At 37.7% G+C, this 1,545-nt stretch carries 1 pseudogene; it reads right to left on the bottom strand.

The features are described 5' to 3' along the window. Positions 1-782 (bottom strand): annotated as a pseudogene (locus A7Z29_RS23025) (autotransporter outer membrane beta-barrel domain-containing protein); the annotation flags it as partial. Positions 783-1,545 lie beyond the last annotated feature (763 nt).

Raw genomic sequence — 1,545 nt, 5'->3', positions numbered from 1 at the left:
CCAGGGGCGAGAGTAACCCAGATAAACGAATTGGCATTGATTGTTGCACCGTTATTAACGGTAAGGATACCGGTAGTATTAAAAGCAACATCTGGGCTGAATCCACCAAGATAAACATATTCAGCATTCAATGTTGAATTTTTACCGTCAACCAGAACCTCGCCATAACTATTACGATTTTTTGATATATCATTGGCTGGATAAGCATATCCAATAGCTACCTGAGCTGAGGTAGTGAGTGTGCCGCCATTAGTTATACGTAAATTGCCGGTTCCCTGATCGCCAACAAGAGTAATGTTAGAGGAAACTGATGAGTTTTCCCCATCAATAACCATCAACCCCTTGGCATCACCATAATATTCACCAACCCTTAGTTCCTGCAGGCCACTTATCTTACTGCCTTCTAACACATATACGGTGCCGGAACCTTCATTTGTACCCAAAAACAATTTGGATGTAGGGGTATCAAACTGCCAGTTGGTATGGTTGGATAAAGTGAGGGAACCTTCAGCATTATTACCTACGGTAGCATTAGCAGTAATAAGTGAAATATTATCAATGAGTAGTGAGCCATTAGAGTTTTGGCCTACATTCAAAGAAGTAAAATGATTCCATCCAGGATCGTAACCTTCGGAGGCAATAACTTTTGCCTCTTCGCCATTATTAATGATAACAACGCTATTTGCATCTGTGGGTGGGGTTACGGCCAGGGATACGGGTGTAAATAATACTGTTGAAATTGCTATCGCCCGTGTCGATAAGCTTTTTTTTGCTGATTTCATATCACTCACTATCATCCTTAAATTTAAATGGCGAGATGTTTTTTATTGCACTGTTTTTCTTCCTGAAGCCTTGTAAGGCGCATACATGCAAGTTACTAAATAAGAATATATGTAATATTAGATGTAATAAATTTATTAAAGTGTTAGTTGTTCATTACATTGATTGGTTTTAGTGGTTTGTAAGTGGAGTTAATGCAGTTTTTTTATGTCGTTTAGAAAAAATACATCTAATAATCCTAAAGTTTATGTAAGTGAAATAACGAAAGGGTATGGAAATCACATTAATAGATGGGTGGTGGTTTTTTGTCCAGAAAAGTAATATGGCTTATGTGAATTTTATATTGGATTTTAGCGGAGGCAGGCATTTGAGATTTTTATGAAAATTAATTTAAGGAACACCAGCGATAATTGTCGTGAGCATTATTCAACAACAGGAGAAATGTGGCTGTTTTTGAGAAAAATAGAAATATATCCTCTTTTTTTGTAGATTTTTCCTAACCGCTGAACTAATTATTAATCAACCCTGATGATGATTGATAGCTTTAGTGCATTGGCCTAATCACACATCATGGCCGGGTACGACGGTACCGTAAGAGAGGTCGGATATACGAATGCAACTAACTTCCGTTACACAGATGAAAAATAACTTGCACAACGGGAGGGATTATATACGGCGTGCAAGGGAGCCATAGTCATTTCACCCATGAATAAGCTGAATTAACTTCATCATATTTATAGTAAAAATGACTGAATGCGAGCGCGA

Origin of the sequence: Escherichia sp. MOD1-EC6842, assembly GCF_002965705.1 — a bacterium.
GTDB lineage: Bacteria > Pseudomonadota > Gammaproteobacteria > Enterobacterales > Enterobacteriaceae > Escherichia > Escherichia ruysiae.
The sequence above is the reverse complement of the archived record's forward strand: the minus strand, read 5'-3'. Positions and strand labels throughout refer to the sequence as shown.